At 57.8% G+C, this 24,159-nt stretch carries 21 protein-coding genes, 2 pseudogenes and 4 riboswitches; of the genes and pseudogenes, 12 read left to right on the plus strand and 11 right to left on the minus strand.

The genetic code is table 11. The annotated features are described in order from the left end of the window. Positions 1–192: 192 nt before the first annotated feature. On the plus strand, positions 193–2,352 hold the full coding sequence (locus tag JW799_RS17670; RefSeq protein WP_205430923.1) for a DNA topoisomerase III: 2,160 nt from the start codon (positions 193–195) through the stop codon (positions 2,350–2,352). Between the two features lie 191 nt (positions 2,353–2,543). Continuing rightward, positions 2,544–2,963: a hypothetical protein gene (locus tag JW799_RS17675; protein ID WP_080840807.1), complete on the plus strand. Its 420-nt coding sequence runs from the start codon at positions 2,544–2,546 to the stop codon at positions 2,961–2,963. Here the strand turns inward: JW799_RS17675 and JW799_RS17680 are convergent. The 5 genes and pseudogenes from JW799_RS17680 to JW799_RS30215 all read right to left on the minus strand — a co-directional run. Further along, on the minus strand, positions 2,893–3,276 hold the full coding sequence (locus JW799_RS17680) for a carboxymuconolactone decarboxylase family protein (RefSeq protein WP_338026287.1): 384 nt from the start codon (positions 3,274–3,276) through the stop codon (positions 2,893–2,895). The two genes, JW799_RS17675 and JW799_RS17680, sit on opposite strands and share 71 nt — an antisense overlap. Before the next feature lie 195 nt (positions 3,277–3,471). Further along, complete coding sequence (locus JW799_RS28815; protein ID WP_240353325.1) at positions 3,472–3,843, minus strand: hypothetical protein; 372 nt, start codon at positions 3,841–3,843, stop codon at positions 3,472–3,474. An 839-nt stretch (positions 3,844–4,682) separates the two neighbouring features. Further along, positions 4,683–6,098: a sensor histidine kinase gene (locus JW799_RS17690; RefSeq protein ID WP_205430925.1), complete on the minus strand. Its 1,416-nt coding sequence runs from the start codon at positions 6,096–6,098 to the stop codon at positions 4,683–4,685. Next, positions 6,095–6,367 (minus strand): winged helix-turn-helix domain-containing protein, encoded by a 273-nt coding sequence (locus JW799_RS30205; protein ID WP_420830690.1) that lies wholly within the window; start codon positions 6,365–6,367, stop codon positions 6,095–6,097. Before JW799_RS30205 ends, JW799_RS17690 begins: the two co-directional genes overlap by 4 nt. Before the next feature lie 135 nt (positions 6,368–6,502). Then, a pseudogene (locus JW799_RS30215) lies at positions 6,503–6,784 on the minus strand (response regulator); the annotation flags it as partial. A gap of 225 nt (positions 6,785–7,009) precedes the next feature. Between JW799_RS30215 and JW799_RS17700 the strand changes: the two are divergent. Next, positions 7,010–8,782, plus strand: a complete 1,773-nt coding sequence (locus JW799_RS17700; protein ID WP_205430927.1) for a glycosyltransferase — start codon at positions 7,010–7,012, stop codon at positions 8,780–8,782. 3 nt (positions 8,783–8,785) lie between these two features. After that, on the plus strand, positions 8,786–10,201 hold the full coding sequence (locus JW799_RS17705; protein ID WP_205430929.1) for an S-layer homology domain-containing protein: 1,416 nt from the start codon (positions 8,786–8,788) through the stop codon (positions 10,199–10,201). Positions 10,202–10,271: 70 nt separating this feature from the next. Here the strand turns inward: JW799_RS17705 and JW799_RS17710 are convergent, their stop codons facing one another. Continuing rightward, positions 10,272–11,255, minus strand: coding sequence for a glycoside hydrolase family 43 protein (locus JW799_RS17710; RefSeq protein WP_080840802.1), 984 nt, complete (start codon positions 11,253–11,255; stop codon positions 10,272–10,274). A 208-nt stretch (positions 11,256–11,463) separates the two neighbouring features. Between JW799_RS17710 and JW799_RS17715 the strand changes: the two genes are divergently transcribed. Both JW799_RS17715 and JW799_RS17720 read left to right on the plus strand, forming a co-directional pair. After that, entirely contained in the window at positions 11,464–11,886 is a 423-nt protein-coding gene (locus JW799_RS17715) for a hypothetical protein (RefSeq protein WP_205430930.1), read from the plus strand. Beyond that, positions 11,883–12,077, plus strand: coding sequence for a hypothetical protein (locus JW799_RS17720; RefSeq protein ID WP_205430932.1), 195 nt, complete (start codon positions 11,883–11,885; stop codon positions 12,075–12,077). Before JW799_RS17715 ends, JW799_RS17720 begins: the two co-directional genes overlap by 4 nt. Before the next feature lie 208 nt (positions 12,078–12,285). Here the strand turns inward: JW799_RS17720 and gcvPB are convergent, their stop codons facing one another. The 3 genes from gcvPB to gcvT are packed head-to-tail and all read right to left on the minus strand — an operon-like array spanning position 12,286 to position 16,289. Then, positions 12,286–13,815, minus strand: a complete 1,530-nt coding sequence (gcvPB, locus tag JW799_RS17725) for an aminomethyl-transferring glycine dehydrogenase subunit GcvPB (protein WP_205430933.1) — start codon at positions 13,813–13,815, stop codon at positions 12,286–12,288. Further along, positions 13,812–15,170 (minus strand): aminomethyl-transferring glycine dehydrogenase subunit GcvPA, encoded by a 1,359-nt coding sequence (gcvPA, locus tag JW799_RS17730; RefSeq protein ID WP_205430934.1) that lies wholly within the window; start codon positions 15,168–15,170, stop codon positions 13,812–13,814. Before gcvPA ends, gcvPB begins: the two co-directional genes overlap by 4 nt. 9 nt (positions 15,171–15,179) lie before the next feature. Beyond that, positions 15,180–16,289: a glycine cleavage system aminomethyltransferase GcvT gene (gene gcvT, locus JW799_RS17735; RefSeq protein WP_205430935.1), complete on the minus strand. Its 1,110-nt coding sequence runs from the start codon at positions 16,287–16,289 to the stop codon at positions 15,180–15,182. Between the two features lie 100 nt (positions 16,290–16,389). Then, a riboswitch (glycine riboswitch) is annotated at positions 16,390–16,493 on the minus strand. Positions 16,494–16,496: 3 nt separating this feature from the next. Next, positions 16,497–16,603: riboswitch (glycine riboswitch) on the minus strand. 164 nt (positions 16,604–16,767) lie between these two features. Then, a riboswitch (glycine riboswitch) is annotated at positions 16,768–16,883 on the plus strand. Between the two features lie 4 nt (positions 16,884–16,887). After that, positions 16,888–16,969, plus strand: a riboswitch (glycine riboswitch). A gap of 67 nt (positions 16,970–17,036) precedes the next feature. Between gcvT and glyA the strand changes: the two are divergent. From glyA to sdaAA, 4 genes and pseudogenes are all read left to right on the plus strand, one after another. Further along, positions 17,037–18,081, plus strand: a pseudogene (glyA, locus tag JW799_RS17740) (serine hydroxymethyltransferase). Between the two features lie 48 nt (positions 18,082–18,129). Continuing rightward, positions 18,130–18,525 (plus strand): glycine cleavage system protein GcvH, encoded by a 396-nt coding sequence (gene gcvH / locus JW799_RS17745; RefSeq protein ID WP_205430936.1) that lies wholly within the window; start codon positions 18,130–18,132, stop codon positions 18,523–18,525. Between the two features lie 167 nt (positions 18,526–18,692). Further along, on the plus strand, positions 18,693–19,361 hold the full coding sequence (gene sdaAB, locus JW799_RS17750; protein WP_205430937.1) for an L-serine ammonia-lyase, iron-sulfur-dependent subunit beta: 669 nt from the start codon (positions 18,693–18,695) through the stop codon (positions 19,359–19,361). A 73-nt stretch (positions 19,362–19,434) separates the two neighbouring features. After that, positions 19,435–20,334, plus strand: coding sequence for an L-serine ammonia-lyase, iron-sulfur-dependent, subunit alpha (sdaAA, locus tag JW799_RS17755; protein ID WP_080840790.1), 900 nt, complete (start codon positions 19,435–19,437; stop codon positions 20,332–20,334). A gap of 200 nt (positions 20,335–20,534) precedes the next feature. Here sdaAA and JW799_RS17760 read toward each other — a convergent pair whose 3' ends face one another. Then, on the minus strand, positions 20,535–20,891 hold the full coding sequence (locus tag JW799_RS17760; protein WP_080840789.1) for a hypothetical protein: 357 nt from the start codon (positions 20,889–20,891) through the stop codon (positions 20,535–20,537). 117 nt (positions 20,892–21,008) lie between these two features. Continuing rightward, entirely contained in the window at positions 21,009–21,278 is a 270-nt protein-coding gene (locus JW799_RS17765) for a hypothetical protein (RefSeq protein ID WP_080840788.1), read from the minus strand. A gap of 270 nt (positions 21,279–21,548) precedes the next feature. Between JW799_RS17765 and JW799_RS17770 the strand changes: the two genes are divergently transcribed. Both JW799_RS17770 and JW799_RS17775 read left to right on the plus strand, forming a co-directional pair. Next, positions 21,549–23,594 carry a chemotaxis protein CheA gene (locus tag JW799_RS17770; RefSeq protein WP_205430938.1) on the plus strand — a complete coding sequence of 682 codons (2,046 nt, stop codon included), beginning with the start codon at positions 21,549–21,551 and terminating at the stop codon, positions 23,592–23,594. A gap of 33 nt (positions 23,595–23,627) precedes the next feature. Beyond that, complete coding sequence (locus JW799_RS17775) at positions 23,628–24,122, plus strand: chemotaxis protein CheW (RefSeq protein ID WP_080840787.1); 495 nt, start codon at positions 23,628–23,630, stop codon at positions 24,120–24,122. The last annotated feature ends 37 nt before the right edge of the window (positions 24,123–24,159 follow it).

Consider the following 24,159-nt stretch of genomic DNA (forward strand, 5'->3'; position numbering starts at 1 on the left):
TTTGCGATACCCGAACGAAGGGGCTTCCCGAATGGTCGAAAATCGACCTGAGGGAGGCCCTTTCTATTTCATTTTAGGAGGGATGCTCCGGTCGAAACGATTTTGACAACCTTCGCGTCCTTCATGGATAATGGACCCATGAGAGCGGCCCGCGCGGCGGCTTCTAGATCGCAAGGAGAATGGAGCGTTGTCATGAAATCACTTGTACTGGCCGAGAAGCCGAGCGTCGCGAAGGAAATCGCCCGGGTGCTCGGCTGCGGGCAAAAGCATAAAAGCCATATGGAAGGTCCGAATTATGTCGTCACCTGGGCGCTCGGCCATCTCGTCACGCTGGCCGAACCGGAGGATTACGATACGAAATACAGGACATGGAATCTGGAGGAGCTGCCGATCCTCCCGGAGCGAATGAAGCTGAAAGTGCTCAAGGAGACGTCGGGCCAGTTTCGCGCGGTCGCCCAGCTGTGCAAACGGTCCGACCTTGGCGAGCTCATTATCGCGACGGATGCCGGCCGGGAAGGCGAGCTGGTCGCGCGCTGGATCATGGAGCTTGTCGGTTGGCGCAAGCCGTTCAAGCGGCTGTGGATTTCTTCGCAAACCGACCAGGCGATCCGGGACGGCTTCCGCGATTTGAAGCCGGGCCGGCAGTACGACGCGCTCTACCGGTCGGCGGTATGCCGCGCGGAAGCGGACTGGCTCATCGGCCTGAACGTGACGCGCGCGCTGACGACAAAGTACGATGCGCAGCTGGCGGCCGGCCGCGTGCAGACGCCGACGCTGTCCGTTCTGATCGAGCGCGAGCGGGAGATCCGCGAATTCCAGCCGAAGCCGTACTGGACGGTGGCGGCCGATTTCGGCACGTTCCAGGCCGTATGGCGCGAGAAGGACGGCCACGACGGCCGGATATGGGACGAGGCGCAGGCTCGGGCGATCGCGGAGCGCGTCGGCGGCCGAACCGCCAAGGTAACGAAGCTGCGCACGACGGAGAAAAGCGAGCCGTTTCCGCAGGCGTACGATTTGACCGAGCTGCAGCGGGACGCGAACAAGCGGCTCGGCTTCTCGGCGAAAATGACGTCGAACGTGCTCCAGCGGCTGTACGAGCAGCATAAGCTGGTCACGTATCCGCGCACCGATTCCCGCTATATATCCAGCGATATTGTGCCGACGCTGAAGGGGCGGCTGGACAGCATCGCCATAGGGCCTTATGCGGCGCTGGCCCGCAAGGCTTTGCGGGGAACGCTTTCGGTGTCCAAGCGCTTGGTCGACGACAGCAAAGTAAGCGACCACCACGCGATCATTCCGACGGAGCAATACGTCAACCTGTCCGCGCTGTCCGGCGACGAGCGCCGCCTGTACGACTTGATCGTGCGCCGCTTTATCGCGTTGTTCTACCCGCCGTACCGATACGACGAAACGTCGGTCGTCCTCTCGGTCGATGGCGATCATTTTCACGCCAAAGGCCGGATCGAGAAGGATGCCGGCTGGAAAGAGGCGTACGCCGCCGGTGCGGGGTTCTCGGCCGTCGACGACGGGGACGACGAGGACGAAGGCGCGGAGCGCGGCGACGCCCAGCCGGCGCAGCGTTTGCCGGAACTGGCTTCCGGGCAGACGTTTCCGGTGAAAGCTTGCCGCCCGAAGGAGCTGCGAACGCAGCCGCCGGCCCGGTACACCGAAGCGGCGCTGCTCGCCCGGATGGAAAAGCACGGGCTGGGGACGCCGGCCACCCGCGCCGACATTATCGAGAAGCTGCTGTCCACCGACACGATCGAAAGAACGCAGAACCGGCTTGCTCCGACCGGCAAAGGAAGCCAGCTCTACGAGCTTGTCGTGAACGAGCTGCGCAGCCCCGAGATGACGGCGGAGTGGGAGCGGGAGCTGGAACGGATCGCCAAGGGAAGCGGCAACCCGCAAGCGTTCATGGCGGGCATCCGGGAGCGGGCGCGGTTGTGGGTCGAGGAAATCAAACGGGAGGCCAAGGAATACAAGCCGCACAACCTGACGGCGTATCGATGTCCGTCCTGCGGCAAGCCGCTCAAGGAAGTGAAGGGCAAGCGCGGCAAATCGTACGTCTGCTCCGACCGCGAATGCGACTACCGCCGGGCGGCCGAACCCGCGCTGACGAATCGGCGCTGCCCGACTTGCCGCAAGAAGATGGAGCTTCGCGACGGCAAAGCCGGGAAGTTTTTCCACTGCCGGCCGTGCAACGTGATCGAGAAGCTCGGCGACAAGCAGGGCGGAGGCCGGGCAGCCAAGCACGAGCAGCGCAAGCTGATCGAAAAATACAGCGACAACGCCGCGGCGACAAACAGCTTGGGCGATGCCCTGCGGGCCGCCTTGGGGCAGAAAGAGGATTAATGTTTTTTCTCGCCTGAGATTTGCGATGGCTCTGATCTTAACCAATTACAGTTAATTTTGCTTTTGACACCAGAACACCTGTTTGGTATAATTTGTCTATATAGGCCGAGCCTCCTTGCCCATGGAGGATATCACCTGACGTATAGCTGTTATTGGTGGGATTTATTTTGCGTGAGCGGGAGGCACGGACGATGAGCGAACGGTTATTGGAATCGATATTGGACGAGCTTAGAGGCGTGAATCGGCGATTTGACGGGATCGATCAGAGGCTTGACGGCATCGATCAGAGGCTTGACGGGATCGATCAGAGGCTTGATGGTATGGATCAGAGGTTTGACGGGATCGATCAGAGGCTTGATGGTATGGATCAACGTTTCGATGGTATCGATCGGCGGCTCGATCGAATGGAGGGAACGCTGAACGAAGTGAAGGTTGCGGTGCTGGAAACGCACAAATGGGTGGAAAATATCGCCGAAGTGCAGCAACAGCACGCGTCTGCGATCGAATCGTTAAAGACGGAGCAGCAACGGCATGGCAAGATCATCGAGGCTCTGGCCGTGAAGTCGTTTGAGCATGACTCGGATATTCGCGAGCTGAAGAGAGCGAGATAAGGTTTATGGAAGTTGCCATTGCGAAATTTAAGCAGCCCTCCGACAGGGGGCTGCTTTTACTATAGGCGGGTTGCGGGCGATAATCCGGCATTACGGGGCCGGACATTCGACTTCCGGGGCGAAGCTTTTCTACCGCGCAAAAAGACCCCTCAAACAGGCAGAACGCGCACCCGTTGATTTGGGTTGCCCGGATATGAACGAGATCCCGAAGCTTCTCTTCGATCGCACTGTTTTTTTCGGCGTTGCTGAATTCCATCATTTTTTTGAAAAATTCGGGAGACTCCTGCATGTAATTTACGCGCTGCGCCATCATGTTTTCCCTCACTTTGTTTTTTTATTGAATTCCGCAGACTCGATCTCTTCCTTGTCGTTCCGTCGCCTCCTCCCGAGATCGCGTTTCGTATGTACGACGATTCGGTGCATTATGTTGTGACCGAACGGAAGCCCGGGAGTGCGTTCAAATGAAAAATCGCAAAAAAAGCCCGGCCACAGGCCGAGCAGAGGAAGTTTAGGCCAATTTTTCGATCACGATCGATGCGCTGACTACAGGCGTTCCGCCTCCGATACTTGCCTGCAGCGTCTGTGCTCCGGTGTTGTCGATCCGATTCAGCGTCAGGACGCCGCCGGCTGTCAACTCAGCGATCACTTGGCCTTGGTAAGGATTGTTGCCCGCGCCCGAGCCGTAATTGCTGCACAAAACAAGAGACGCGGGAGTCGGACCGGCGGCGTCCGGATCAAAGAACATGCCGAACGCGCTGTTTCCGGCCGTCGGGAATACCTCCCAGCTAATATGATAGAATCCGGTTTCGTTCACGTTAACCGTGGAAGGGCTGGTAAACGTGAACGCAGTTCCGTTGATGAGGGAGTTATTGAACGTCACCGCGCCCCCCTGGCCTCCGGGACGGGTGCGGGCGCGACGGTCTGGTTGACAGTGCTGCATAGAAACGAAAACGAAGAAATTCCGCCTGCCGGTCCCGCCGGGCCTTGAGGACCTGGAGCACCTTGAGGACCTGGAGCACCTTGAGGACCTGTAGCACCTTGAGGACCTGTAGCACCTTGAGGACCTGTAGCACCTTGAGGACCTGGCTCGCCTTGAGGACCTGGCTCGCCTTGAGGACCTGGTTCGCCTTGAGGACCTGGCTCGCCTTGAGGACCTGGTTCGCCTTGAGGACCTGACTCGCCTTGAGGACCTGGCTCGCCTTGAGGACCTGGTTCGCCTTGAGGACCTGACTCGCCTTGAGGACCTGGAGCGCCTTGAGGACCTTGAGGACCTTGAGGACCTTGAGGACCTTGAGGACCTTGAGGACCTTGGGGACCGACTACTGTCGGCTTCGTAACGTTAACTTCGGGAGGGGGACAGTTTACTTTGACGATTTTTTTAAACACTTGCGGTTTTCTTTTTTTATCGACATGCGGTTTATTTTTTTTGATCTCATGCGGCTTTTTGCTTTTAACCGTCGAACCGACCACTACCGTCTTTTTTTTGCAGTGTTTACGATCTGGACAACTCAAGACATACACCTCCTGTAAATTTGTCTACAGCGTATGTCCTTGGCGACGGGCTTGAATGGACGAACAACCAGAATATAGTAGACTATGGTCAAATTTGAGAAAAATAGGCAAAAACACAAGGTAGGCTAAAAGACATGAAAGCTTCTATGAATTGGGCGGTTTATACCGTTTCGAATAGTTGACAGGCAGGGGCGGCATCCGATGGCTCTAGGCCGCTTGTTTTTTCGGGCAACGGATCACGAACAAGGTTTCCTTGCCGGGAACGCTCGATACTTGCACGGTCCCTCCATGCGACTCGACGATCTGTTTGACGATCGATAGCCCCAGACCGAGCCCTTCCCCCTTTCTTCCGCCGTTTGCGCGATAGAAGCGTTCGAAGATTCGGTTGCCCTCCTCTTCCGGGATTCCTTTTCCTTTATCCTTGATTGCAATGAAAATATCATTCTCGTCTTCCAGAAGCCGGATCCCCAAATAGCCCCCTTCGTCTCCATAGCGGATGGCATTGTCGATCAAGTTGCGGATTGCCCGTTCGAAAAGCGCGGAATCGATGCTCGCCTCGACGTCCCGGTCGGGAATATCCACGTCGATCGTCATCTGTTGGCCGTCGAGGAACAGCATGTACTCGGCCACGATCTTTCTGAGCAGTTCGGACAGATTATGAGGAGCGAGATGAAACTCAAGCGTGTCCGAATCTTGCCGAGCGATGTCCAGCAGTTGGTCCAGCAAGCTATCCATGTAGCGGGAACGCTGCAGGATGATTTTTGCGCTGGCCTGCAGTTCGTCCTCGTTTTTGTATAGACCGTTGCGAATCGTCTCGGCGTAACCGAGCAGCATCGTCAGCGGTGTTCTCAAATCATGCGAGAGGTTGGGTAGCAGCAGTTTGCGGCGATTTTCGAATTGCTGGATTTCGCTCGCCTGACTGCGAATCCGCTGAGCCATCGAATTGTAATGTCTCGTCAGTTGTCCGATCTCGTCCTTCGACGCATCCTCCAGACGGATCGCGTCGCTGCGAAGGTTGACTTTGTTCATTGCATCGTTTAATTTGCGAATGCGTCCGTTCATCGACGAAAAAAACCAGATGGACAGCAAATAGGGCACCAGTAAGGAGATCAGCAAGGGCAAAGCATAGGTAAACAGGACTTCGAACGTGCGCACGTAGAAGTAAAATTGCCCCGACTTCATCGCTTCGCTCGGCAGGCTAATGAATAAATAATAGGACGCATTTCCCCGATCGACAGGATAAGCGAATGAAATTGTTTCGCCGTCCGTCCACAAGTTTCTCGGCATATTGAGAAAGCGATCCGTTATCTGTTTAAAGTCATAGGATCTGCTCGTTCCGGACGTATCGTAAAGCACGGAGCCGTTTGAATCCACCCATTCGAACCGAAGGGACGGCTGCTCGAGATGAATCCGATCCAGTATCGGCTTAACGTCGGCCCCGCCGGGCTCGGGTTCCAGTCGTTCAATCGCATCGAGAGTTTGTTGCGAGATGGCGTTCAGCTTATTCAAATCGTAGCCTTTGTTCCAGACGGAGCTCGAGATGAAAGACAGAACGATAAAAAGCGTCAGGCTTCCGACGGCGCTGATCGACATGATCAGCCATAGCTTCGTCTGATTTCTCATCTTCCGTCTCCCGAGAATCGATAGCCGACGCCCCGAACGGTATGAAGGTGATGCCTGGACCCGTCGGCGCTTTCCAGCATGGCTCGCAGCCGACTGATAAAAACGCTCAAATTGTTGTCGTCGTAATTTTCGTGCTGCCAAATTTGCCGGTAAATCTCCCGCTTGGTCAGCACGCGGTCGGAATTGCGCATGAACAGCTGCAGCAGCTCGCATTCGACAGGGGTGAGGTCGTGCCGGATTCCGTCATTGTGCAAAACGAAATTGTCCACGTCGAGAACGAGCTTGTTCAAACGGATAACTCCGGACGGAAGCGGCGACTGGGGGCGGTGTCTCCGCAATTGGGCTTGAACCCGGGCGAGCAGTTCCATCGGGCTGAACGGTTTCGTAACGTAATCGTCCGCGCCCAAGCCAAGCGCTGCAATCTTGTCCTCGACCTCCCTTCTTGCGCTGAGTGCGATAACAAGAGTCTCGGGATGATTTTCGCGCAATTGTTGAAGCACCTCGAAGCCGTTGCCGTCATCCATCATGATGTCCAGGATCATGATTTCGAAGCGTTCCTCCCGCATTCGCTCCATCGCCTGCCGTCCGGATTCGGCTTCGACGGTTTGGAAGCCTTCCCGTTCCATATGTATCCGGATCAGTCCGCGGATCTCGGGTTCATCATCGACGATAAGCATTCGGTACATGGCCGTTTGTTCCTCCAAAGGTAGCAGCGATTAAGATCATCATACATGAAGTGACGAAGAGCTTGCTATCCCGATCATTAAGATTCCGTTAAGAAAAGTGAAGCCGTCGGTCGCTAAAATGGGTTATAGGTCAGGGCTTGCTCGAAACCTTATGACGGATTCCCCGAATCAAGTCCATGCATCGAACCCATGGGACGAAACGACGAAGTTGCGGGAGTGGCGGCGATGAGCGTTACGATTATTCTCTACGCGGAACAAGCAACGCGGCTTGATTTTTGTATCGAGAGCATTCAAAGGCATACCGGGCCTCCGTACGAGTTGATTGTCATCGACGAGTTGGATGATCCCGCCGAGGCCGAGCGTTATGCGGAAAACCCCGGAGTTCGTCTAATGGGTTGGCCAGGGAAGCTTAGCGCTGCGGAGGGGTTCGGGATTGCGGCTTCCGTTGCCGAATTCGATACGCTAGTGTTCATGCATGATCATATTGCGGTAACCGGCGGGTGGCTTTCGGATCTGATCGAATGCTTGAACGCTGACAGAACGCTGGCATTAATCGCCCCCGTGATGAATGACGGAAAAGGAGAACAACTGCTGGATTGCGAGTATTCGGGAATCGATTCGCTGTTTGCCCTCGCAAGGGGGAGGCGCGCCGTTCGGTCGCGAGGAATTCGAAAAGTCGGCGAGCTGGCGGGGGCGCTTTTTATGACGCGAAGAGAAGTTCTGGAGGAGATAGGCGGATTCGATTTTGAACGCGGCGGGATCGAAATCTCGCGTTTGTGCGAAAGGGCGCGCGATGCGGGGTACGGAATAGCGGTTGCGAAGGATTGCGTCGTCGTTAATCTGCTGCCTTTCGAAAGCGGGAAGGGGCCGGTTCCGGAAGCTTCTTCGGAAAAGCCTGACCGTTTGCCGACCGTGACTTTATGCATGATCGTCAAAAACGAAGAGCGGACGCTCGCGCGCTGTCTTTCCAGCGTCAGCGATGTCGTCGACGAGATCGTCATCGTCGATACCGGTTCGACGGACCGGACCAAGGACATTGCCCGCGAGTTCACGGACCGGATTTACGATTTCGAGTGGACGAACGATTTCGCCGCAGCCCGCAACCATGCGTTCAGTTTGGCGACTACGGACTACATCATGTGGTTGGATGCCGACGACGTGCTGCTCGCCGAAGATGCCGCCCGATTGAAAGCAACATTAAACGACCTGTCGGCGGGCATCGACGCGATATCCATGCCTTATCATCTGGCTTTCGACGAGGATGGGCGCTTGCTGAGCAGCCTGCGGCGGAATCGGATCGTCAAAAGGGAACGCGGGTTTCGTTGGATCGGCCAAGTTCACGAGTACTTGGAGGTTCGCGGCGAAATTCTCGAAGCGGAGGCTGCCGTCACCCATAGGCGCGTGCACACCGATACGAATCGCAATCTCTTGATCTATGAAGAGCGAGAACGGGCGGGCGAACGATTTTCGTCGCGAGATCTTTTCTATTACGGAAACGAGCTTAGCGATCACAAGCTTTGGGACCGGGCGATCGAGCAATACGAACGTTTTCTGACTCGGGACGACGGCTGGCGGGAAGACCAAATTGCCGCATGCGGCCGGTCCGCGGATGCGTATCATGCGTTGGGGAAACTCAAGGATGCGAGAAGGAAAGCGCTCCAGGCTTTCCAATATGATTCTCCCAAACCCGAGATCAGCTGCAGGTTGGGCTTTTATCATATGGAAGAAGGCGATTACGCGGGAGCGATCCCCTGGTATGAACAAGCGCTCCGCATCCCGTCCTTCGTGAAGACGAACGCGATGGTGCAGCATGGCTCTCGAACCTGGGTGCCGCATTTGCAGCTTTGCGTTTGTTATGACCGCCTGCAAATGTACGATTTGGCTCGCAAGCATAACGAGGAAGCTGCCAAATATGTTCCGAACCACCCGAGCGTTTTGCAGAATAGAGCTTATTTCAATCGTTTAGTCGAGGGAAGATTACAGGAAGCGAGGATTTGACCCATGAATGATCGGTACTTGAAAAAAGAACTCAGAAAATCTCGCAAGTCGGCCCGCCGGGATCATCGATCTTCCCGCGTATCCAAGCATTTCATGACGATCGGGGCCATCAGCTCCGTGGCCGGGCTGGTCCCGCCATGGGCGTTTTCCAACGCGCAAGCGGCGGCGGCCGGCCCTGTCGGATTCAAGGATGTTCCGCAGAGCTTCTGGGCCTATCCGGACGTGATGAAGCTGGCTGCCATGGGAGTCGTCGGCGGCAATCAAGCAGGCGCGTTCAATCCGAACGGAACGACGACGCGTCAGGAAGCCATCGTCATGATTCTTCGGCTTCTTGGCGTGGAATCCCCGGAGAATAATCTTACGCAGACCGCGCTTTCTTCGGATCCGTGGGCTCGGGGCTGGATCGCCTTGGCTATCGAGCGCGGCCTAATTTTAACTGGCGAAGAGAATACCTCCTCGCCGAACTGGGGGAAGACGGAGGCTACCCGCGAGTGGATGATAAAAGCGATTATTCGGGCACTCGGCCAAGAGGACGAGGCAGGCCGATTAGCGGATCGCGCTTCTTCGTTTGCGGACGATTCGAAAATATCGGCTTCGGCTCGAGGCTACGTGAACGCAGCCATTAAACTGGGCCTGATTTCCGGTTTTGAAAGCAAAACCTTTCGTCCCGAATCCGTCCTCACGCGTTCGGAGGCGGCTGCCTTCGTATCGCGGGCCGAGCTGTATTTGGAGGGGACGGATCGGGTCGTCCGCGGGATGCTGGTTCGTTTATCGGCGAATGACGTGACGATCTTGTCCGACAGCGGCGAATCTCTGCGGTTCGATATAGGGGCCGGAGCCGTCGTTCATGGGAGGAATCTTCAGCCGGGCCAAATGATTGCTGTCGTACATCAAGAAGATACGGCGTTCTACATCGAACCCAGCGCGAGCTTGTCGTTTATCGCGCAGCAAAATAAAAATGCTCAGGAGAATTGGCTAAAGTCTATTTTCGAGGGAATCGTTGCATTTGACGCCGCTCAATCCGAGTCCTATGCCCAGTATCAAATGGTTACGTACGATGGAAGCACGTACATCGTGCTGAATGCATCGCCCAAAGGCCTGCCGAACGACTCGGCCGATTACCTGCTTATTGCCGCTGCCGGAGCGGATGGATCGCCGGGCTCTTCGGGAGCGGCCGGAGCTGCCGGCGCAACCGGAGCGGCCGGCGCAACCGGAGCGACGGGCGCTATCGGGGCGACGGGAGCAACGGGAGCAACCGGGGCGACGGGCGCTATCGGGGCGACGGGAGCAACGGGAGCAACCGGGGCGACGGGCGCAGCCGGAGCGGACGGGGCAACGGGAGCAACGGGAGCAACCGGGGCGACAGGTCCTGAAGGTCCAATGGGACCTCCGGGGCCTCCTGGAGCAATCATTCCTTAAGGCAGGTCAGTCAACTGAATGCAAAGGCGGCGGTCGGTGTTGCCGGCCATGCCGCCTTTTTTTTCGATGTTTAGTTGTCGTAAGGATCGATCGTTTGAATGGTGCCGTCTTCGTTGTAGTTGAGCTCCGTATATTTCACGCAGCGTTTGTTGTCGGCGCCGCCGGACAGCGAACTGTCGTGATAAAACAAATACCATTTATCCTTGAACCGGACGATGGAGTGATGGGTGGTCCATCCGACGACGGGCGTCAAAATCGTTCCCTGGAAAACGAATGGCCCCGTCGGATTTTCGCCGACGGCGTAAACGATTTTATGGGTCGTGCCGGTCGAATAGGACAGGTAATAGAGTCCTTTATGCTTATGCACCCACGGCCCTTCGAAATACCGGCGGTCTTCGTCGCCGGCCGCAATCGGATGGCCTTCCCGATCGACGATGGATATTTCCCGGGGAGATTCCTTGAATGTCAGCATATCCTCGTTCAATTCGGCTACCCGGGGGCCGAGCGCGGGCTCCGATCCGGAAGGTTCCTTCCCTTCCGGATCGAACCGGCCGGTTTGCCATTTCTCCAGCTGTCCGCCCCACAGTCCTCCGAAATAGACATAGGCCTTTTCGTCGTCGTCGACGAGAACGGCGGGATCGATGCTGAAGCTTCCCGGAATATAGTTCGGTTCGGGCTTGAACGGGCCGGACGGAGAAGAGCTCGTCGCGACGCCGATCCGGAAAATATCGTCTTTATCCCGCGCGGGGAAAAACAAGTAGTAAGTACCGTTTTTGTAAGCGGCGTCCGGCGCCCACAGCTGCTGCTTGGCCCAAGGGATATCTCGCAAATGAAGCGCTTCCCCGTGATCGATGCAAGGGGAGCCTTCGTCCTCCATCGATAAAACGTGATAATCCTCCATGTCGTACTGGTCGCCGTTGTCGTTCGAAACTTTTTCGTGATCGAGGTCGTGGGATGGATAAATGTAAAGCTTTCCTTCGAATACGTGAGCGGAAGGGTCCGCCGTATAAATATGGGTGACCAGCGGTTCGTTGCGTTTGGTCGAATCGGCCATCTCAAATCCTCCCCGGTTAACTCCTTTATTCAGATCCTCTACCTATTTTAACAAAGAACAGACGAGTGAAAACCGTTGCTTCTTTCAAATTTCACCGAATTTATTCACAGGATTCTTTTTTTTCGCGTCCGATTTTTTCAATGCAAAAAAGAAAGAGTATGCGATGATATAAAGCGGGTATCAATTTACGGATATGGGAGTGACTCTTATGGCGAAGCTTCTCGAGCCGTCGCGTTTCGAGGCGGCCCGGCAGTTCATGAAGCGGCGGGCAAGGCCGCTTGAACGGGCCGTTTATGAGCATGAATTCGAATCGGGCTCCGAAAGCGAGGTGCTCAAGGAACTCGCCGAATTTCAAAACCCGGACGGCGGGTTCGGCTGCGGGCTGGAGCCGGATCTGCGGTGCAAGGAATCGTCCGCCCTGGCCACGACGCGCGCGCTGGACATCCTCGAAGGGATGCCTCCTTCGGACGAAAAGCTTGCGACGGCCCGCAAGGCGCTCGCTACTCAGTCGTTTCGGACTCCGATCTCCCGGCGGGTCCGCTCGTCCTCGGGTTCCGGTTCGTCAAGACGGGAGAGCGCGAAGGCGTCGGCAGTCTTTACGCGGGAGGCCGAAAAATCGGCGAGGGCGTGATCGGGCATACGGGCCTGCTGGGCTACACGCAGGACTCCTTCTTCGTCGGGGAGAACGGGCCGACGCCGGTCAGCGAGAGCTACGCGGCCCCGTTCCGCTTCGGCGGCACGCTCAAGTCGGTTACCTACACGCTTGGGGGCTTCGCGCCGGACATCGAGTCCCGGCTGGCTCTGGAGCTGGCGACGGAATAAACGAAATCGTACGTCTGCTTTTAGATGTAGAAGCCGGTAGGCAGGTTCTCCTTGGTCGGAGCCATGGCGTTGCCCGCTGCGAGCACGTTCGGATGGATGCATCCGCGAAGCTGCTCGGCGAACTTCTCTGCAGAATTTTGCCCCCGGACGGAACGGAAACAGGCAGTCCTTCGACGATGAAGGAACTGCCTGTTCGTTTATCCTGCGATCAGCTGCAAGCGCAGTTGAGGACCGGCTTGCGGGCGGCGGTCGTCTCGTCGAGACGGCGCACGACGGTGTCGTAAGGAGCGTTCAGGACAATCTCCGGATTTGTGCGGGCCTCTTCGGCGATCCGGATCATCGTGTCGATGAAGCCGTCGAGCGTCTCCTTGCTCTCCGTCTCGGTCGGCTCGATCATGATGCACTCCTCGACGTTAAGCGGGAAGTAGATGGTCGGCGGATGGTAGCCGAAGTCCAGCAGCCGTTTGGCGACGTCGAGCGTGCGGACGCCGTATGGCTTGAGACCTCGTCCCGACATGACGAACTCGTGCTTGCACACGCCCGGATACGGGATCTCGTAGTAAGGGGCGAGGCGTGCCATCATGTAGTTGGCGTTCAGCACCGCGCACTCGGAGACGCGGCGCAGCCCTTCCGGCCCGTAGGTCCGGATGTACGTGTACGCGCGGACGAGGATGCCGAAGTTGCCGTAGTACGCCTTCACGCGGCCGATCGATTGCGGACGGTCGTAGTGGAAGTAGTACGTGCCGTCCTCGCGGCGGGCGACGATCGGCTTCGGCAGGAACGGGATCAGCTTGGCTTTGACGCCGACCGGACCGGCGCCGGGGCCGCCGCCGCCGTGAGGCGTGCTCATCGTCTTGTGCAGGTTAAGGTGCACGACGTCGAAGCCCATGTCGCCCGGGCGGGTAATGCCCATGATGGCGTTGGAATTCGCTCCGTCGTAGTACAGCAGGCCGCCCGCTTCGTGGATGATCTTCGCGATCTCGACGATTTGCACCTCGAACAGGCCGAGAGTGCTCGGATTCGTGAGCATGAGCGCCGCGGTGTCGCTGCCGACGGCCGCGCGCAGAGCGTCCAGGTCGACCATGCCGCGTTCGTCGGACTTGATCGTAATCGTCTCGAAGCCGGCGACGGTCGCGCTGGCCGGGTTCGTTCCGTGCGAGGAGTCCGGCACGATCACCTTCGTGCGGGTTTCGCCGCGGCTCTCGTGGTACGCGCGGATCATCATGAGGCCGGTCCATTCGCCGTGAGCGCCGGCGGCCGGCTGAAGCGTCACTTGATCCATGCCGGTCAGGGCGGCGAGGTCGTTCTGCAGCGTGTACATCAGCTCAAGAGCGCCTTGGATGCTCTCTTCCGGCTGATACGGGTGAATCTTCGCGAAGCCGGCGAAGCGGGCCGTTTCTTCGTTGATCTTCGGGTTGTACTTCATCGTACAGGAGCCGAGCGGGTAGAAGCCGTTGTCGACGCCGAAGTTGCGGCGGGACAGCTCGGTGTAGTGGCGGATGACGTCCACTTCGTACACTTCCGGAAGCTGGGCCGGAGTCTCGCGCAGCATGGAAGCCGGAATCAGCTCGGATGCCGGAACTTCAGGGACGTCGCACGGCGGCAGCGAATAGGCGACGCGGCCCGGCTTGCTCAGCTCGAAGATCAGCGATTTTTCCGGTTTCGAAGAGACGTTCTGGAATCCGCCCGTCGCCGTCTGGGCGGCAGCCGTCGTACTCTCGTTTATCGACGTGTTCATGCTACCGCTTCCCCCAATCTGCTAGCGAAGCTGTCGATTTCGGTGCGCGTGCGTTTCTCGGTAACGGCGATCAGCATGTGGCCTTGAAGCTCCGGATAAGCGATTCCCAGGTCGTAGCCGCCGAGGAAGCCGGCTTCGAGAAGCTTCAGGTTCGTTTCCTTGACGGAGGCTCCCTCCGGAAGCTTCACGACGAATTCGTTGAAGAACGGGGCGCCGAAAGGCAGCTCGAAGCCGCGCTTCTTCAGTTCGCTTGCCGCGTAATGAGCTTTCTGCAGGTTCAGGTTGGCGGCGTCGATCAGCCCTTGCTTGCCCATCGTGGACAGATAGATCGATGCGCACAGGGCGAGCAGCGCTTGGTTGGAGCAGATGTTGGACGTCGCTTTCTCGCGGCGGATGTGCTGCTCGCGGGCTTGCAGCGTCAGCACGAAGCCGCGCTTACCGCCTTGGTCGGTCGTCTGGCCGACGATCCGGCCCGGCATCCGGCGCATGAGCGGCTCGGCGACGGCGAAGAAGCCGCAGGTCGGGCCGCCGAGCGATTGCGAGATGCCGAGCGGCTGCGCATCGCCGACGCAGATGTCGGCGCCGAGCTTGCCCGGCGTCTCGAGCAGGCCGAGCGCCATCGGGTTGGCGCTGACGACGAACAGGCCCTTCGCGCCGTGGACGATCGGCTCGATAGCAGCGAGGTCCTCGACCGCGCCGAAGAAGTTCGGCGACTGCACGAGCACGGCGGCCGTGTCGGTCGTAACCGCGGCGCGAAGAGCGTCCAGGTCGGTCACGCCGTTCGCGCAGCCGATTTCCGCGATCTCAAGGTTAAGTCCATGAGCCATCGTTTTAAGAGCTTGGCGCGCCTCCGGATGGACGGAGCGGGAGACGACGAGCCGCTTGCGCTTCGTCGCGCCGGCGGCGAGGGCTCCGGCTTCGGACAGCGCCGTTACTCCGTCGTACATGCTCGCGTTGGCGACCTTCATGCCGGTCAGCTCGCAGATATAGGATTGGAATTCGAAGATGGCCTGCAGCTCGCCTTGGCTGATCTCCGGCTGATACGGGGTATAGGCGGTATAAAATTCCGAACGGGAAATCATATGGTTGATGACGACCGGAAGGTGATGGTCGTAGATGCCGGCGCCGAGGAAGCTCTTGTAGCGGTCGGTGTCGGCGTTGCGTCCGGCCAGCTCCTTCATGTGCTCGAGCAGGGAAAATTCGTCGAGCGCGGAGGACATCGGCATCGTGCCCTTGTAGCGGATCGCTTCCGGGATGTCGCGGAACAGGTCCTCCGCCGAGGAGACGCCGATCGTCGCGAGCATCTCGTCTTGATCCTGCTCGGTCATCGGAATGTAGCGGTGCAGATTAGCCATTTCGGCGGATCACTCCTTGGAAAGTTTCTTGTAGAATGGGGTTTTGACGATTTCGGCTTTCCGTTTCTTGCCGCGAATCTCGACTTCCACCACGGTGCCGAGCGCGGAATATTCGGCGTCGATCAGAGCGAGTCCAAGGTTGCGCTTAAGCGTAGGGGATTGGGTTCCGGTCGTCACTTCGCCAATCCGAATGTCTCCGGCGTAGACCGGATAATGGGAGCGAGGAATTCCGCGGTCAATCATCTCGAGGCCGACCAGCTTCCGCGGCAAGCCTTCTTCCTTCTGCCTGACGAGCGCATCCTTGCCGATGAAGTCTTCTTTGTTCAGTTTGACGAAGAAGCCGACTCCCGCCTCGAGCGGAGTGATCGTGCTCGACAGCTCTTGGCCATATAGCGGCAGGCGGGCTTCAAAGCGGAGCGTGTCGCGCGCGCCGAGTCCGGCGGGCACCACGCCCAGCGGCTCTCCGGCGGCCAGAATCGCGTTCCACACCGTGCCGGCTTGCTCGGAAGGAACATAAATCTCGAAACCGTCTTCGCCCGTATACCCTGTCCGGGAGACGATCGTGCGGGCGCCCGCCAGAACGATGTCCTTCTTGAAATGGAACGAAGGCAACTCCAGCACATTCGACTCCGCTCCGGCCGCCTGAAGAATCTCAACCGCCAGTGGGCCTTGAAGCGCGAGCAAGGCGTATTTGTCGGAGACATTTTCAAGCAATACGTCCCCGATCAGGTGCTCCCTCAGCCAGTCGAAATCCTTGTCGATGTTGGACGCGTTCACGACGACCAAGTACTGATCCGCCGAGATCCGGTAGACGAGCAGATCGTCCACGACGCCTCCGTCCGGATAACACATCAGCGTGTATTGCGCCTGCCCGTCGGCCAGCTTCGAGACGTCGTTCGTCGTCATGCGGTTCAGGAAGCTCTCCGCGAACCGGCCCGTCACCATGAACTCGCCCATATGCGAAACGTCGAACAGGCCGGCCTGCTGCCGCACCGCGTCGTGTTCCCTCTGAATTCCGGTGAAGTGGACGGGAAGCTCCCAGCCGCCGAAGTCGATGCAGCGGACGCCGGGGAGCTCGGAGTAGAGCGGGTACAGCGGGGTTCTTTTCAGTTCGGTCATCCTTGTGATCCGCCTCCTCGGTTCTTCTCAACGCACGCCAAAAAGGACAGTCGCAAAAAGAAGCGCGTCCACGGCCGAAGCCGTCTGCGTCTTCACTTTGCTCTGTCCTTTGTACCTGAGAGTTACCTTAGATCCGGGTGGATTTAAGTTTCCCCGTGGGTGATTCCGCCGCCGTCCCGAGCAATGGCGGAATGCTCTCCAGAGTCGCGTCCGGCAAAGGTCCTTTTGCCTGAGAGATTCTCCTCGAACCCGAGGGTTACTCCTTCGGCGCCGCCTCCGTGGTGCGTGCGGGCGGTCTCTCCCGTTGCCATCATCCGCTCGTTTTCATTTGTCATAGTCTATTCATACACGAGAAGGGGAGGGAGTGTCAATGACCAAACCGCGCGATTTTTTATTTTTTGTCAGGTATCTTGACACTGCCCTTGTTTCTGAATTAATCTAAGCGTGTCACACCAGCACAGAAATCGAATAAAGCGGATGACGATGGTAGGGAGAGACCGCCGGAGCGACAAGGCACCGGGCGGCACCGAAGGAGCAAGTCTGCGGCCAGCCAGCCGACGATTAATCTCTCAGGTAAAAGTACCGCCATCCGACGCGACTCTGGAGAGAGCGAATAGCCACCAAAGGGGTAACAACGGTCTTAAGCGACTGTTTTAAACTCTCAGGTACCCGGGACAGAGAACTTGGCGTTAGCCGGTTCGCTGTCCCTTTTTACTTGTCTACCAAACCCTTCGGAGGTGCCTTTCCTTGAGTCTGCTTACTTACGATCCCGACATTCACGCCGCAATCGAACGAGAACGCGACAGGCAACTGAAGACGCTGGAGCTGATCGCTTCCGAGAACATCGTCAGTCCGGAAGTGATGGAGGCGATGGAAGCGATGGGAACCGTCCTGACGAACAAATATGCCGAAGGCTACCCTGGCAAAAGATATTACGGAGGCTGCGGGCACGTAGACGAAGCGGAAATCCTTGCGATCGAGAGAGCGAAGTCGCTGTTCGGAGCCGCCTATGCCAACGTACAGCCGCATTCCGGCGCCCAGGCCAACACGGCCGTGCTGTTCCACCTTCTCAAACCGGGCGATAAGCTGATGGGAATGAACCTGTCGAGGGCGGGCATCTCACCCATGGCAGTCCGGTCAGCCTATCGGGCAAATGGTTCGACGTCGTCTCCTACGGGGTAGAAGAACAGACTCATCGGATCGACTACGATCAGGTAGAGGCGCTCGCCAGGAAAGAGAAGCCGGCCCTGATCATTGCCGGAGCCAGCGCGTATCCGCGCTTGATCGACTTCGCGAAGTTCAGGGAGATCGCGGACCTCGTCGGTGCCAGGCTCATGGTCGATATGGCGCACATTGCGGGACTCGTCGCGGCCGGGCTTCATCCGTCTCCGGTGCCATACGCCGACGTTACGACGAGCACGACGCACAAAACGCTGCGCGGACCGCGAGGCGGTCTCTTGCTCGCGAACGACGAAGAGACGGCCAAGGGACTGAACAAATCGATTTTCCCCGGTATCCAGGGCGGTCCGTATGCGAAGCGGGTCGTCGGCAACGCCGAGACGCTTCGCATACGCTGAAGGAAGAATACGCGACGCTCGTTTCCGGGGGCACGGATAATCATCTGATACTGATCGACGTTCGTCCGTGGGGACTGACCGGCAAGGAAATGGAAAGATTAGGACACTGCATCGCCGACGCGCTGAAGAATCGCGACGATCCGGCAGCAATCGCCAGGGTCAGGGAGCAGACCGCGGAACTCGCGGGAGGTTTTCCTCTGTTTTCGCGCGGGTAAGGATCTCAGGGCGACAGGAATAAATCAAATTCGAGAGGAAGCTGACAAATGAGCGAAGTTAAAGCGGGACTCGGTTATACGGAAGAGCATGAGTGGGCGAAGGCGCAAGGCGCCAACGTCGTGCGCATCGGCATTACGGATTTCGCGCAAAGCCAGCTTGGCGACATCGTGTTCGTGGAGCTGCCGGAAGTGGGCGCGACGCTTGAAGCGAACGAGACGATGGGCACGATCGAATCGGTCAAGACCGTCTCCGACCTGTTCAGCCCGGTCAGCGGCACGGTGACGAAGGTCAATGAAGAGCTGCTGGACGCTCCGCAAAAGGTGAATGAGGATCCGTACGGAGAAGGTTGGATCGTCGAGGTGGAAGTGAGCGGCGACGCGGCGGAAGCGGTAGCGGCTCTGCTCTGCGCCGACAAGTACGCGGAATTCATCGCGAACACCTAAACGCCGAGCTCGGGAGAGGGGCGCAAAATGCGGACGCCGGGGAACAGGTAGTCATCATTTCCGGGTTTATCCGTACCCGCGCCCGCCTCTTCCGCGCGATCGCTCCGCGATGACCGGCTGAAAAGGAAGCGGCATCGGCATACATAGTCCTGGGAGGGAATTCGGGCATGCGATTCAAGCACGTTTTCTCCATTATCGGACCGGTGATGGTCGGCCCGTCAAGCTCGCACACCGCGGGTGCGGTGCGGATCGGACGAGTGGCCCGGCAGCTGCTTGGGCGCCAGCCGGAAGAAGCCGAGATTACGCTGTACGGATCTTTCGCGGAGACGTACTCCGGACACGGCACGGATCTTGCCCTTGTCGGCGGGCTGCTCGACTTCGATGCCGACGACGAGAGAATTCCGGAGGCGTTCGCCGAGGCGGAACGGCTTGGCCTGCGCTTTATCCTAAAGCCGGGATCCGCCGGCACGATGCCGCATCCGAATTTCGCGAAGATTACGGCGAGAGCCGGGGGGCTTGAAGTGTCCGTCCAAGGCGCGTCCATCGGAGGCGGCAACATCGAGATTTATTCCTTGAATGGATTTGACACCGGATGTTCGGGCTACTACCCGACCATCGCGATCTCCCATGAGGATCGGGTCGGCGTGCTGGCCTCCATTACGGGAACGGTGAGCCGCTCGGGGCTGAATATCGGCTTCATGAAATTGTCTCGCAAAGAGAGAAGCGGAGCGGCGATGACGGTCGTCGAGAGCGATCGGAGGCCGGACGAGGAGCTGCTTGAGGCGCTTCGGCAGCTGCCTCACGTCGAAAAGGTATCGGTTATAGACGTTACGTAACCTCGGAGATGATGCCCGAAATCAGAAAATTGGCATAACTGCTTTCCGCATTTCGCATAAGGAGAGGGTATCGATGCGATTTCGAACGCTGAACGACATTGCGGAGATTTGCAGGGAAGAATCGCTGACGATCTCCGAGCTTATGATCTTGGAGCAGGAGAAGGAGACCGGCCAGCCCAAAGAAGAGATCGTAGCCCGGATGGCCGGTTATTACCGGGTCATGAAGGAAGCGGTTCGCAAGGGGCTGGAGACGGAGACGAAGTCCCGCAGCGGACTCGTTGGCGGCGACGGCCGCAAGGTGAACGAATATGCGTCGGTGCGCGAGCCGTCCGTCGGGGATTGGGCAGGCAAAGCGATGGCGTACGCGCTCTCCGTCTCCGAGGTCAACGCCTCGATGGGGCGGATTGTGGCGACGCCGACCGCCGGCTCCTGCGGCATCGTTCCCGGCGTATTCGTCAGCTCGCAGGAGCGGTTCGGCTGGGTCGACGGGAAGCTGGTGCAAGGGTTGTTCAGCGCGGGCGCGATCGGCTACGTCATCGCGAACAATTCGTTCATCTCCGGAGCGGAGGGGGGCTGCCAGGCGGAGGTCGGCTCCGCGATCGGCATGGCGGCCGGAGCCCTGGTCGAGCTTCGCGGAGGAACGCCCGAGCAGGCGGTGCATGCGGTCGGGCTAGCGCTTAAAAATACGCTCGGCCTCATTTGCGACCCGGTCGCCGGACTGGTCGAGGTTCCGTGCATCGTCCGCAACGGGCTTGGAGCGGTGAACGCGCTGGCGGCGGCCGATATGGCCATGGCGGGAGTAAGGAGCGTCATTCCGTCCGACGAAGTCATCGGCGTCATGCTGGAAATCGGCGCGAAGATGCCGAGCGAGCATCGCGAGACGGCGCTCGGGGGCCTGGCGCAGTCGCCGACGGGACGCAAGCTGACGGAGCGGATCAAGGCGGCCAAGTCATCCGAGCGCACTTCTGGCTAATAATGAGACGTAAGGGAGATGATCCATCCGCATCCTGCGCTGTCCGAGATCAAGAGCTTGCCTGATATTATGAAATTTCGACTATATGGATGAAAATGGCGCTATCGATTGAAACAATCGGCAATCGACGGAAAAGAACAATGGCGACGAAGGGATAGCCTTACTGTCGTCATTGTTCATTTAATCCATTTTTTCTTGAATTAGAACCGGACGACGAAAACCTCGCGATCCGCGGGCACGGAACGGGTTGCCAACAGCGTATTGTCCGCGTTTCTGACCCGCAACGTATAGGATACGGTAGTCAGGGTGGCAATCGTAGTGAATACCGCAACGCCGAATTCATCGAAGTTGGCCGTGATATCGGCAGTTCCCGGTCTCGACAGCGTCGCCGTCCACCCGGTCGTTTGTCTGGGGATATTGTTCAGGTCCGTTGCGATTACCGTGAAGTTGGGCAGCACCTGTTTAATTTTTCTTCTTTGATTTTTCGGGGCTGCGGCTCTGACGCGTTGCACTATAATCGCTTTTTTGATCATCATCAGTTTTTTTCGGTTCGCCAATCGACTCGCCTCCAATCTGTTGAGATAGAATAGTTAATGTCGATTCGGCTTGGCTTGTACCTTACGTTAACCTAGCTTTCGCGAAAAAGGGTAGAATCCTAGATTTATAGGTAACTTTTACGGCGGCAATAGTTTATAGAGAGCAGGCGGAACGTGCGGTTTGGGATAACCGCTTGCTTGCGTATCGCGCTCCTGCCGTTCCAAATACCTCCGAAGAAGCATCGGCCCCGCCACGCTGCCGGCGAAGGGGATCAAGCTTGGCGCATGGAGCTTCGTCAATCCCTGGTAGAAAAGCCAACTGAAAAAAACGTCGTAGACGACGAACCGGACCACATGCTCGCGGGTGATGACGACGACGACGATTTCGCCGCGCTTCCTTTTCGCCATAAGCTTCCCCTCCTCTGGTCAAGGGACAACTAAGCTTATGCGGACCGGGCTGTCCATCATGAACAAAAAGACTCGTTCGCCCGAACGGGTCTATTCCCGTTTTGGAAATTGCGAATTTTGTCGTATTTTGAAAGAAATAATGGAATTAAATTACTTGAAATTCCACTTTTATATAGTAATAAAGGATTATTTATAGGTTCTGATATAACAAGCATAGTTCCGAAGTTCGATATTAGGGGATCATAGGCTATTACAACAATGAGGGATTCTATGGCAGACTACCCGATCAACGATCAAATGGTCGAAATGTTCATCTATGAAACATCGCAAAATATCGAACAATTGGAGCAGTCTGTCGTCATGAGCGAAGCGGAAGGCTTTACTCCCGTCGCCGTGAACGAAATCATGCGGAACATGCACACGATCAAAGGCTCCGCCGCCATGATGATGTATACGGCCGTATCAACGCTTGCCCATGCGATGGAGGACCTCTTTTTCTATTTGCGAGAGCGGAGGCCGGAAAGGGTGGATTACTCCGTTCTGTCCGATCTTGTGCTGGACGGCATCGACTTTATCAAGGTTGAGCTGCACAAGATCAAGGCCGGCGAGGAAGCGGACGGAGACGCTTCCTTGCTGATCGCAACGATTCACGAGTTTCTTGCTTACGTGAAGCAGACAAACGAAACGAACGAGACAAACGAAGCGTCGGCTGCGGAGGCTCCGACGGCCAAGCCGGAGATGTCCCGATTCGACGGCTCCGACGGCCCGGCCGAGCCCGTATACGAGGCCGTCGCGTTTTTCCAGGACGGATGCGAGATGGAGAACGTTCGGGCGTTCGGGATCGTTCACGGGTTAAGCGAGCTGGCGACCGTCCTCTCCCACGAGCCGAAGGATCTCGTCGGCGACGAGACAAGCGCCGAAGCCATTCGGAAAGGCGGATTTCGTTTAAGGTTCGCATCGGCTAAACCGGTCGAAGAGCTTCGGGCGTTTTTGGACGGAACGTTGTTTCTGCAAAGCCTTGAGCTCTTTCGAGCGGACGGCGAAGCTCCTCCCGCCCCGGAGGCGACCCTCGGGATGCCGCAACCCGCCGACCGGCAGGCGGCGAAGGCGCTGCCTAAGGATTCGGCGGAATACGGCCAGCCCGCCCAGAGCATGATCAGCGTCAACGTCGACAAGCTGGACCGGTTAATGGATCTGGTCGGCGAGATGGTGATCGCGGAAGCGATGGTCACGCAGAACCCCGATTTAAAGGGGCTTCAATTGGACCGGTTCAACAAGGCGGCGCAGCTTCTGCATAAAATTACAAGCGAGCTGCAGGACGCCGTCATGTCGATCCGGATGGTGCCGCTGACCGCGACCTTCCAGAAGATGCACCGGATCGTCCGGGACATGAGCCGGAATCTCGGCAAGGAAGTCCGGCTGCGGCTCGTCGGCGAGGAGACGGAGGTGGACAAGAACGTGATCCAGCACATTTCGGATCCGCTCATGCACTTGATCCGGAACGCGATCGATCACGGAATCGAGCCGCCCGCCGACCGGCAGAAAGCGGGGAAGCCGGCATTCGGTACGGTCACGCTGGAAGCGAAAAACGCCGGGGGCGACGTGTACGTGCTGATCAAGGACGAAGGGAGGGGACTGTCGAAGGCCAAGCTGCTGGCGAAGGCGCGGGAGAACGGACTGCTCGCGAAGCCGGAGAGCGAAATGAGCGACAAGGAGATTTTCGGCCTGATCTTCCTCCCGGGTTTTTCCACCAAGGACAGCATTTCCGAGTACAGCGGCCGCGGAGTCGGCATGGATGTCGTATCCTCCAATCTTTCGCAGATCGGCGGTGTCATATCCGTCGACAGCGAGGAAGGAAGCGGGACGACGATCATGCTGAAAATCCCGCTCACGCTGGCCATTATCGACGGGATGACGATCCGGGTCGGCTCTTCGCGATACACGGTTCCGACCGCCTCGATCGTTCAATCGTTCCGCCCGGCGGAAACGGACATCATCCGCGATCCGGACGGCAACGAGATGATTCTCGTCCGCGGCAGGTGCTATTCGATCGTTCGTCTTCACGAATTGTACGGCGTTCGGTCGGATACGTCTTCCTTCACGGAAGGGATCCTTGTCATGGTCGAGCATGACGGCGCGGCATACTGCCTGTTTGCGGACGAGCTGCTTGGCCAGCAGCAGGTGGTCGTGAAGGCGTTGCCCGAATACATCAAGAGGATGGGCAACATTCGGGGGCTTGCCGGATGCACGCTGCTCGGCGACGGCAGCATCAGCCTGATTTTGGACACCGGGGCCCTGAACGGAGCGATCCGGTAAATCGGCATTGCGGAAAAGGAGGCGGATTCGAGCATGAGTCAACTGGAAGAGCGGTTGTCCGAACCTTACGAAGAGGACACGCTGCAAGGGAAATACCTGATTTTCAAGCTCGGCGACGAGTCGTACGGCATCGAAATCAGGTTCGTTATCGAAATTATCGGGCTGCAGCCGATTACGGTCGTGCCGGAGCTTCCCGAATACATTCAGGGAATCATCAATCTGAGAGGCAAAATCATTCCGGTGATGGACGTAAGGCTTCGGTTCAAGAAGCCGTTTCGGGAATATAACGACCGCACCTGCGTCATCGTGACCGATATCGAGGAAATGACCATCGGCCTGATCGTCGACAGCGTGTCGGAGGTGCTCGCGATTTCCGAGGCGGAAATCGTCTCCCCGACCGAAATGAACAAACTGTACAGCAGCCGGTACATTAAAGGAATCGGCAGCGTCGGCGAAGACGTAAAGCTTCTTCTGGATTGCGACAAGCTGCTGCAGGATAAGGACCTGGCTTTGCTCGAATCGCTTTGACCGCAACATGACGGATGCAACCGAACCGACTGGGAGG

Origin of the sequence: Cohnella algarum, assembly GCF_016937515.1 — a bacterium.
In the GTDB taxonomy this organism is placed as follows: domain Bacteria; phylum Bacillota; class Bacilli; order Paenibacillales; family Paenibacillaceae; genus Cohnella; species Cohnella algarum.

What these genes read in the sequence shown, in the direction of transcription:
- JW799_RS17680 (WP_338026287.1), bottom strand. Translation starts at nt 3,276, where the DNA reads ATGATGGCGCAGCGCGTAAATTACATGCAGGAGTCTCCCGAATTTTTC.
- JW799_RS17700 (WP_205430927.1), top strand. Translation starts at nt 7,010, where the DNA reads ATGAGCGTTACGATTATTCTCTACGCGGAACAAGCAACGCGGCTTGAT.
- JW799_RS17770 (WP_205430938.1), top strand. Translation starts at nt 21,549, where the DNA reads ATGGCAGACTACCCGATCAACGATCAAATGGTCGAAATGTTCATCTAT.
- gcvPA (WP_205430934.1), bottom strand. Translation starts at nt 15,170, where the DNA reads ATGGCTAATCTGCACCGCTACATTCCGATGACCGAGCAGGATCAAGAC.
- JW799_RS17765 (WP_080840788.1), bottom strand. Translation starts at nt 21,278, where the DNA reads ATGGCGAAAAGGAAGCGCGGCGAAATCGTCGTCGTCGTCATCACCCGC.
- JW799_RS17715 (WP_205430930.1), top strand. Translation starts at nt 11,464, where the DNA reads ATGGCGAAGCTTCTCGAGCCGTCGCGTTTCGAGGCGGCCCGGCAGTTC.
- gcvH (WP_205430936.1), top strand. Translation starts at nt 18,130, where the DNA reads ATGAGCGAAGTTAAAGCGGGACTCGGTTATACGGAAGAGCATGAGTGG.
- sdaAA (WP_080840790.1), top strand. Translation starts at nt 19,435, where the DNA reads ATGCGATTTCGAACGCTGAACGACATTGCGGAGATTTGCAGGGAAGAA.
- JW799_RS17775 (WP_080840787.1), top strand. Translation starts at nt 23,628, where the DNA reads ATGAGTCAACTGGAAGAGCGGTTGTCCGAACCTTACGAAGAGGACACG.
- gcvT (WP_205430935.1), bottom strand. Translation starts at nt 16,289, where the DNA reads ATGACCGAACTGAAAAGAACCCCGCTGTACCCGCTCTACTCCGAGCTC.
- JW799_RS17705 (WP_205430929.1), top strand. Translation starts at nt 8,786, where the DNA reads ATGAATGATCGGTACTTGAAAAAAGAACTCAGAAAATCTCGCAAGTCG.
- JW799_RS17670 (WP_205430923.1), top strand. Translation starts at nt 193, where the DNA reads ATGAAATCACTTGTACTGGCCGAGAAGCCGAGCGTCGCGAAGGAAATC.
- sdaAB (WP_205430937.1), top strand. Translation starts at nt 18,693, where the DNA reads ATGCGATTCAAGCACGTTTTCTCCATTATCGGACCGGTGATGGTCGGC.
- JW799_RS17690 (WP_205430925.1), bottom strand. Translation starts at nt 6,098, where the DNA reads ATGAGAAATCAGACGAAGCTATGGCTGATCATGTCGATCAGCGCCGTC.
- JW799_RS17710 (WP_080840802.1), bottom strand. Translation starts at nt 11,255, where the DNA reads ATGGCCGATTCGACCAAACGCAACGAACCGCTGGTCACCCATATTTAT.
- JW799_RS17675 (WP_080840807.1), top strand. Translation starts at nt 2,544, where the DNA reads ATGAGCGAACGGTTATTGGAATCGATATTGGACGAGCTTAGAGGCGTG.
- gcvPB (WP_205430933.1), bottom strand. Translation starts at nt 13,815, where the DNA reads ATGAACACGTCGATAAACGAGAGTACGACGGCTGCCGCCCAGACGGCG.